This is a genomic window from Pseudomonas sp. P4_C3 (genome assembly GCF_056402075.1).
On record NZ_JBFUIC010000509.1, the window covers coordinates 1 to 2131 of the forward strand.

2 protein-coding genes are annotated in these 2131 nt (G+C 55.1%); both read right to left on the minus strand.

Annotated features, from left to right (window positions below; genetic code table 11):
* On the minus strand, positions 1–475 hold a 475-nt coding region (csb2, locus tag AC1DVH_RS29965; RefSeq protein WP_477756842.1), incomplete at its 3' end, for a type I-G CRISPR-associated protein Csb2.
* An 11-nt stretch (positions 476–486) separates the two neighbouring features.
* Positions 487–1677, minus strand: coding sequence for a type I-G CRISPR-associated RAMP protein Csb1/Cas7g (gene cas7g, locus AC1DVH_RS29970; protein WP_477756843.1), 1191 nt, complete (start codon positions 1675–1677; stop codon positions 487–489).
* Positions 1678–2131 lie beyond the last annotated feature (454 nt).

A 2131-nucleotide genomic window follows, 5' to 3' on the forward strand; every position in this document is an offset into this window, starting at 1 on the left:
CACTGCAGGTGAAGTGGGCTATCACCAGACTGTGCGACGTACCAAGGTGCGTCATGCGTGCGGCCAACTGGTCGAGCAGCTCCAGCTCATCCGTGCCCAGGTCAAGCGGCCACGAGAAAATCACCTCAGGCTCACCTAATAGATATGCGGCTGGAAAGTGTCGGGGTTGTCGCATTGGCAAGAGTGGGCCAAACGACTTTTCACCGAGCCGAGAGCGCTCGTCGTTCACTGGTACATAGTGGGTCGCTCCGGCCGTCGTGTCAGCCTCAGGCCGGGCCAGCACGGGTGGCCCGGCCTGTTCCAAGGTTTTCAGCACTTTGCGTTCATCATCCAATAGCTGACGACCGCCGGCATAGGCCGCTGCRACCAATGCTGAGTAGACGCGGGAGGGATGCGGAGGCCACTCAGGCTGAGCAGGATGAAAACAGGCTGCGCAGTACCTGCCTGTGGGAAAGCCGAGCTGTAGTTGCAGCATGGACGGTCTCCTCAAGTGTTGTCCGAACTGTCTTCTGCAAGAACGGCCGCGCGACTGCGTTTGACCAGTTCCACAAGGCGATCGTCGGCGTTGAGGCTGAGTACTTCGGGGCGGAAGCTGAGGTCAAACTTGTCAGCGTGCTCGATGGCTTGGTTGAGCAGGGTAAGGGCATTGTCACCTGATAGATGAAGCTTGGTCACGTCCTTGAGGGTACGTCCGATGAGCTCCAGCTGACCGTCGTCTTTAGGCACCAGCTCGCAGCCGGAACGTAACAGGCAACCCGCTTCCATCTGGGCGAAGAAACCGTAAAGGGCGAGGGCAGCCAGCACAGCACGGCCAGCTTGGTTGCGTTCTGAATCGATCTCGCCATTGTCTTTGGGGAAGGCGAGACTACGTAGTCCAGAGCAGGAGAGTACGCTAGTCTGAATGGCGCCACTGATGACTGCACCCGGTACGTTGTTGCACGGAATGCTGCCAAAGCCCATATCACTCGGTCTCTTGATTTCGTCTTTCTTTGAAGGTCTATTTTTCTCCGTCATTATTTCGAAGCGACGGTTGGAATCGGCGATCTTAACGAGCTTCACGTTATGGCGAATATCCATAACGTCGAATTTGGTAGCAGACAGCGAGACGCGCTGGGCATCGAGGCCGATGATTTCCGAGGTCAAAAGCCGCTGAATCTTGGCAGTTCGTGGCCCCGTCCCACTCTGGCTATCCCAGCCACCCAAAACCAGGGTGATGGGGGCATATTTGAATAGAGCGGTGGCGTTTCCCGGGCGTGCGTTCTTGATGGCTTCCCCGATATCGCTTGAGAAGAAGTTCTCGCTGCCGTGTTCGGATGCGTGGAGACAGGCATCGTAGATGCGATGCGAGAGTTCGAGAACCGAGATACTCGGTTCACGCATTTCGGGTGGAAAATTGATGACAATATCTGGGTAGTAAATGCGCCCAGTCCGATGCGCTTCGAGCAAGGCATGTTCTATCCGGTTGGATTGACTTTGCGGTGAATCCAGCACCACTATTTCACGCAGCTCTCCATCCACAAATGCCCTGCGAAAAGCGATGTACGGCGGTCCTCCATCCTTCTCAGGCATGTAAGTGGGTGGGCGGACTAGGCCATCGCCCGAAGTTGGCGATAGCTTGACACTGTAGCGGATGACGGAGCTAGAGTTGATGGCTTGCAGTAGGCGTTGAAGGTTCATGGACGTCGCGCGGTCCTTGGTGGAGCGGGGAGGGTGAAACCAGTTTAGACCGTCAGCAGCGATTGCTTAGCTCCCGCTCGTCAGCGGTAAGCATGTGACGATCTCAGTTGTGTGATTATGCTGGCTGCCAACGATGTGTCAGCAGCTTGGCAATTTCACTTACTGCTTAGAAAACCGCGTCAGCACTTCTTTCAGATAGGTATACAGAGCATGCCCATTTGGCCGCGTCGATTCGCTACGTCATGGGTGATTCAAGGCTGTGATCATTCAATCAGAGGTTGCTAACCTTCATGAATCGGCCCATGCAACGTCAAGATGGACTTTGAGGCTACAGAGACCATTCGATGAGTCGCTAGGTGCGACTGCCACACCCTGCTCAGCTCTCATCTCCGAAAGTTTACCTGTGGGTTTAACCTCTTCATTTTCATGCATTGATTGATGAAGTGCTTGTAGG